At 75.6% G+C, this 5,529-nt stretch carries 6 protein-coding genes; 2 read left to right on the top strand and 4 right to left on the bottom strand.

What is annotated here, in order from left to right; translation table 11 throughout:
* The 3 genes from BU198_RS38745 to BU198_RS38735 form a co-directional block, all read right to left on the bottom strand.
* On the bottom strand, positions 1 to 457 hold a 457-nt coding region (locus BU198_RS38745), incomplete at its 3' end, for a hypothetical protein (RefSeq protein WP_188301421.1).
* A gap of 283 nt (positions 458 to 740) precedes the next feature.
* Entirely contained in the window at positions 741 to 1,787 is a 1,047-nt protein-coding gene (locus BU198_RS38740) for a TIGR03617 family F420-dependent LLM class oxidoreductase (protein WP_188301420.1), read from the bottom strand.
* 142 nt (positions 1,788 to 1,929) lie between these two features.
* Complete coding sequence (locus tag BU198_RS38735) at positions 1,930 to 2,526, bottom strand: TetR/AcrR family transcriptional regulator (protein WP_188301419.1); 597 nt, start codon at positions 2,524 to 2,526, stop codon at positions 1,930 to 1,932.
* A 109-nt stretch (positions 2,527 to 2,635) separates the two neighbouring features.
* Here BU198_RS38735 and BU198_RS38730 point away from each other — a divergent pair, with 109 nt between their 5' ends.
* On the top strand, positions 2,636 to 4,198 hold the full coding sequence (locus BU198_RS38730; protein ID WP_188301418.1) for a carboxylesterase/lipase family protein: 1,563 nt from the start codon (positions 2,636 to 2,638) through the stop codon (positions 4,196 to 4,198).
* A gap of 127 nt (positions 4,199 to 4,325) precedes the next feature.
* On the opposite strand, the gene BU198_RS38725 is transcribed toward BU198_RS38730, so the two are convergent.
* Positions 4,326 to 5,006: a type 1 glutamine amidotransferase domain-containing protein gene (locus tag BU198_RS38725; RefSeq protein WP_188298530.1), complete on the bottom strand. Its 681-nt coding sequence runs from the start codon at positions 5,004 to 5,006 to the stop codon at positions 4,326 to 4,328.
* A gap of 238 nt (positions 5,007 to 5,244) precedes the next feature.
* On the opposite strand from BU198_RS38725, the gene BU198_RS38720 reads away from it, so the two are divergent.
* Positions 5,245 to 5,529, top strand: a 285-nt coding sequence (locus BU198_RS38720) for a LysR family transcriptional regulator (protein ID WP_188301417.1), incomplete at its 3' end; no start/stop codon positions are given.

The raw sequence follows: 5,529 nt of genomic DNA, 5'->3' as shown, positions 1-5,529 counted from the left end.
CCCGGGGGGCCGGACTTCCCTGGGCCGTCCCGCTCCCCCGGCCCGCCTCGGCTCCGTCCTGCGGACCGGCCGGGCCCGGCACCTCCGCCCCTCGGGGCGGCTCGGCCCAGCTGCCGTGTCCGGGGGCGGCGGCACCGGGCGGGCCGGCGTGGAAGGTCCGCCAGACGAGTCCCTGGTCGTGGGCGCGGGCGGAGGAGGGTGCCTCCCCCGGCCAGGCGCCGACGTACCAGAGGTGGACCAGGGCGTGCTCGTCGCGCACCCGGTGGGCCAGCGTGGTGCGGTGGTGTTCGTCCGCCATGCCGGTGGAGCGCAGCTCGGGTACGTCGAAGCCGGTCAGTTCGGCGCAGACGCGCAGGAACTCGTCCAGGTCGGCCAGGGCGTCGACGTACGCGTTCGCGACGGGGTCCCAGCACTCCGCCAGGTCGTAGTCGGCCGGGCGGTTGTCGGACACGGACACGCGGGCACCCCCACGATCGGCAACGGGTGGCCGAGGCATGACAGGCCGTACGGCACGACGGTCCGTACGACGCGGCAGGCCTCGCAACGCGGCAGGCGGGGACCGCCCGGTTCCACGGACGGACCGCTCTGCCACCGTGATCCTGCCGCCCCGCCTCGCCTCCGAGGGCTCATTGCACGGATCTGCCCGTACTTCGCCACCCCTTGCCCGATCGACGGCCTGCCGTGATCATCAAGCGCCCACTTTCGGTCGGTCCGGTGCACGCATCGGCACGGCGTGCACCTCAGCCCAGTGCGCGCACCGCCGCCAGGACGTCCAGGCCGAGCGCCGGGTCCGCGTCCTCGGGCAGACTGACGGACAGCCGGGTGACCAGGCCCGCGTAGCGCCGGTGGATCTCCCGGGCGGCCTCCTCCACCGGGCCGCAGACCGCGAAGGTGTCGAACACCTGGTCGTCGATCAGCGCGGCCATCTCCGCCCAGCGTCCGCGCACCGAGTGGGCGTGCAGCTCCTCCTGGAGCCCCTCCCAGCCGTGCTGCGCCAGCACCGGGCGGTAGGCCGGCGTGGAGGCGTAGAACGCGAGCCGCTCGCGGGTGGCCGCCCGGTTGGCCGCCAGTTCCTCCTCCGTCCGGCCGGTGGCGGTGAGCACGCTGCCGACGATCTCGAACGGACGCGCCGTCCACGCGGCGCCCTCCGCCTCCGCCCGGGCGCGTTCCCCGGTCAGGCCGGGCAGCACCTGCTCGGCCAGGTAGGCGGTGGAGGAGAACGGGTGGCTCAGGAAGCCGTCCGCCACCGCCCCCGCGGTCCGGGTCATCAGCGGCCCGACGCCCGCCAGCAGGATCCGCGGCACCCCGGCCGGCACCGGGTCCGGCGAGAAGACCGGCGTCATCACCGTGTGGGTGTAGAACTCGCCCCGGAAGCGCAGCCGTTCGCCGGTCTGCCAGCTGTGCCAGATCGCCCGCACCGCGTGCACGTACTCGCGCATCCGGGCCGCCGGACGGTCCCAGGGCATCCCGAAGCGCTTCTCGATGTGCGGCTTGACCTGCGATCCCAGCCCGATGACGGCCCGTCCGCCGGAGGCCGCGTGCAGCCCCCAGGCCTGGTAGGCCAGCGTCATCGGGGTCCGGGCGAAGGCCACCGCGATGCCGGTGGCCAGCTCGATCGACTCGGTCCGGTCGGCCGCGCGGGCGAGCTGGAGGAACGGGTCGTACGCGGTCTCGGCGACCACCAGCCGGTCCACGCCCCGGCGTTCGGCCTGCTCGGCGGCGTCCAGGATGCCCGCCGGGTGTCCGGAGGCGATGGCGTCGAGGCGGAGGGCGGCGGGTCGGTCCATGGCGGTGCTCCTGGTCGCGGGCGGCGGTGCTACCCGGGTAGCCTGCCACGGCTCGACGCTCACCCCGGCCCGCGCTGCGGCCCGTACCTGGGCCCGTGCCCCGGCCCGCACTGCGACCGGCGCTCCGGCCCGTGCAACCGCCCTACGCCGCGAACAGCCGGTCCAGGTGCCGGTCGACGGCCGTGAGCACGGCGGCGGGACCGACCACGTCCAGCTCCAGCAGCGTGGTGAACCCGGTGAGCGCGAGCAGCAGGTCCGTCTCCACCGCCGGGTCGCGGTCGGCCGCGAGGTACCCGTCGGCGATCGCCTGCCGGACCACCTGCTCGACCATCGCCCGCCCCTGGAGCAGTCCGCCGCGCGCCCGCGCGTGGACCTCCTCGTCGTGCAGCGCCTCCAGCACGTAGGCGGCACTCATCCGGCTGGTCGTCCGCGCGTCGGCGTGCAGGGGCAGCAGTTCGACCAGCATCGCCCGCAGCACCTCACGCGGATGCGGTGCCTCGCCGAGGGCTTCCAGCGCCCGGCCGACCCGCAGCGCGCTCTGCTCCCCTGCGAAGTCCATCGCGAAGGCGAGCAGCTGCGCCCGGGAGCCGAAGTAGTGCTGGAGCTGTCCGAGCGAGATGCCGGCCGCCTGCGCGACCTCGCGCATCGTCAGGTGCGTGGCGCCGCGCTGCTCCACGACCCGCCACAGCGCTCGGGCGATCGTCTCGCGGCGCTCCCTGTGGTCGACCTGCTTCGGCATGCGCGGCGGCTCCTCGGGTTCTCTCCACACGCTTCGGACTCTTTTCCATACGCTTGACATAATACAGGCGACCTATAACGTGGGAAGCCTTCCGAGGGAGGAGCCCGCCATGCCGGAGCAACCCGTCGTCCGCACCACCGAGGGACTCGTCCGCGGCCGCTGGGAGCCGCGGCGCGGGCAGGAACGGTCCGGGCAGGCACAACACGGCCGGGAAGCACCCGGCCGGGAGCCGCAGGAGGGCGAGGGGCTCGCGGTCTTCCGCGGCATCCGCTACGCCCGGCCGCCGGTCGGGGACCTCCGCTTCGCCGCCCCCGTCGAGCCCGAACCGTGGGAGGGCGTCCGCGAGGCCACCGCCTTCGGCCCCGTCGTCCCGCAGTCCGGGCCGATGCCCACCGGTCCCGCCGAGCCGTCCGAGGACACCGACTGGCTGACGCTCAACGTCTGCACGCCCGATCCGGGCGCGGCCGGGCTGCCGGTCCTGGTCTGGATCCACGGCGGCGGGTTCATGGCCGGCGCCTCCGGCGACCCGCTCTACGATCCGACCGCCCTGGCCTCCGCCGGGCTGGTCGTGGTGAGCATCAACTACCGCGTGGGCGCCGAGGGCTTCGTCCTGCTGGAGGGCGCGCCCGCCAACCGGGGCTTCCTGGACCAGATCGCCGCCCTGCGGTGGGTGCGGCGCAACATCGCCCGGTTCGGCGGCGACCCCGCGCAGGTGACCGTCGCCGGGCAGTCCGCGGGCGCCGGGTCGGTCGCCGCCCTGCTCACCATGGACGCGGCCCGCGGCCTGTTCCGGCGGGCCGTCGCCCACACCGTCCCCGGCACCCACTGCACCCCCGCGCTGGCCGCCGAGGTCACCGCCGGGCTCGCCAGGCTGCTCGGCACGGCCCCCACCGCCACGGCGCTGGCCGAGGTGCACCCCTGGCGCCTGGCCGCGGCGGTCACCGAACTCGGCGCCGCGCTGCCGGAGCACCTGGCCCGCTGGGGCCGACTGGCGCACAGCGGCATCGCCACCGTCCCGGTGGTCGACGGCGAGGTGCTGCCCGGGTCCCCGTGGTCGGCGCTCGGCGACGGCGTCGAGCTGCTGGCCGGTCACACCCGGGACGAGTTCCGCCTGTTCAGCGTCCTCAGCGGCCGGCACGGCGGCTTCACCGAGAAGGAGGCACGCCTCGCCCTTGAGCTGTTCGCCCCGGCGCCGGACGGCCCGGACGCCTACCGGACCGCCCTCCCGGGGGCGACCCCCTCCGAACTCCTCGAAGCGGTCTGCTCCGACGCCCTGTTCCGGGTGCCGTCCCTCCGGCTGGCCGAGGCCAACGCGGCGGCCGGCGGCACCTCGTACCTCTTCGAACTCGCCCTGCCCGCCGCCGCCCTCGGCGGCGTCTTCGGCGCCTGCCACAGCCTGGACGTACCGCTCGCCTTCGGCTCCCTGGACAGCCCGACGGCGCGACAGTTCCTCGGCGACCCGCCCGCGCCGGAGGTGGTCCGGGTCTCGGCGGAACTGCGGCAGGCCTGGGTCCGGTTCGCCACCACCGGCGACCCGGGGTGGCCCGCCTTCGATCCGGACGAGCAGCTCACCCGGGTCCTGGACGCCCGCTCCCGGACCGTCCGCTACCCGGAACAGACCGCCCGCCGGATCTGGGCGGGGCACCCGCTCACCGCCTACGACCTGCGCTGACGGCAACACCCGGGCCGGGCGAGCGGTTCGCACGGACGGCACACCCGTACACACCGCTCGCCCGCCCGTCCGGCGAAGCCCACCGTCCGCCGGGCCCCACCGTCCGCCGGGCCCCACCGTCCGGCCGCTACGCCGCCGAGGCGTCCAGCAGCTTCAGCAGCTCGGTGGCCACCAGGGCCGAGGAGGCCGGGTTCTGACCGGTCACCAGGTTGCGGTCGACCTCCACATGCGGCGCCCAGGGCTCGCCCTCCTCGAAGTCCACGCCGATCCCGGCCAGCCGGTCCTGGAGCAGCCAGGGCGCCCGGTCGGCCAGGCCGGCCTGGGTCTCCTCGGCGTTGGTGAAGCCGGTCACCCGGTACCCGGTGAAGGGCGACCCGCCGTCCGCGGTCCGTGCGGCGAGCAGCGCCGCCGGGCCGTGGCAGACCACCCCGAGCGGGCGCCCGGAGGCCAGCGCCCGGGTGAGCAGCCGGCCGGAGTCGGCGTCGACCGCCAGGTCCTCCATCGGACCGTGACCGCCGGGGTAGTACACGACGTCGTAGTCGGCCGGGTCCACCTCGGCCAGCACCAGCGGCTGCCGGAACTCGGCGATCTTCTCCACCTCCTCGGCCATCGCCGGGTCGGTCAGGCTGGCCCGGTCCGCGACCGGGACGACGCCGCCCGGGGTGGCGGCGGTGACCCGGTGGCCGGCCTCGGTGAAGGCGCGGTACGGGACGACCGCCTCCTCCGCCCAGAAGCCGGTCGGGTGCGCGGTGCCGTCGTTCAGGGTCCAGGACCTCGAACCGGTCAGGACGAACAGGATGTCGGCCATGGGTGATGCCTCCAGGGGTGCCGCGGTCTGTGCCGCGACGGCCCGCCGCGGCGCTCACGGCGTCGACGCTAGACGCGCCCGGCCCGCGGGGACCAATGGGCCACGCGATACGGGACATCGGGATTCCGATACCTCACCCGGACCGGTCGGACCGGGCGACGCACCGACCGTCGAACCGGCCGACGACCTCACCTTCCGGCCCGTCGTCGAGCCATCGGAATCCCGTAGGCTCACCGGCATGAGCGATCGGCCGGCCACCGGCTCGGGCCCCCTGGACCTCAACCAGCTGCGCACCTTCCTCGCCGTGCACCGCGCGGGCTCCTTCACCGCGGCCGCGCACCTGCTGGGCCTGTCCCAGTCCACGGTGACCGCGCAGATCCGGGCACTGGAGCAGCGGCTCGGCCGGGAGCTGTTCGAACGGCGGGCGCGCGGGGTCAGCCCGCTGCCGTACGCCGACGACCTCGCCGCCCGGCTGTCCGGGCCGCTGGACCGGCTCGCCGGGCTCGCCGACGGGCGCGGCGGG

This window comes from Streptomyces sp. CBMA156, from assembly GCF_014596515.1.
GTDB lineage: Bacteria > Actinomycetota > Actinomycetes > Streptomycetales > Streptomycetaceae > Kitasatospora.
Note: the sequence above shows the minus strand (reverse complement) of the source record. Positions and strands in the feature narration are given on the sequence as shown.